This is a genomic window from Bradyrhizobium sp. CCH5-F6 (assembly GCF_001556045.1).
In the GTDB taxonomy this organism is placed as follows: domain Bacteria; phylum Pseudomonadota; class Alphaproteobacteria; order Rhizobiales; family Xanthobacteraceae; genus Bradyrhizobium.
On sequence record NZ_LSIC01000100.1, the window covers coordinates 1 to 304 of the forward strand.

1 protein-coding gene is annotated in these 304 nt (G+C 62.8%); it reads right to left on the reverse strand.

Features of this window, described 5'->3' with window-relative positions:
• The coding region (locus AX729_RS17960) for a porin (RefSeq protein ID WP_197433618.1) at positions 1-304 on the reverse strand (304 nt) is incomplete at both ends.

Sequence of the window (304 nt, forward strand, 5' to 3'; positions counted from 1 at the left end):
ATCCCAGTTGTGGGTGTAAGCACCACGGAAGCCCCAGGTCTTGACGGTTTCCTGCGAGCCGCCGGTGATGAACACCGTGTCCGGAGCATTGGCGAAGCCGACGCTCTGGTAGGCAATGCCCGAGCTGCCGTACATCTGGTAGGAGCTGCCCGCCAGGTTCTGGAAGTTGTAGCGGGTCGCGCCGTCCGTGTAGACGCCCTGGATGTTGATCGTGTCACCCGCGCCGGTCGGGATGTTCTTGATCGACAAAGCGAGCTGAACCGCCCAACCCCACTTGTCGTCGGGGTGGCCAGTGGTCTCGGTC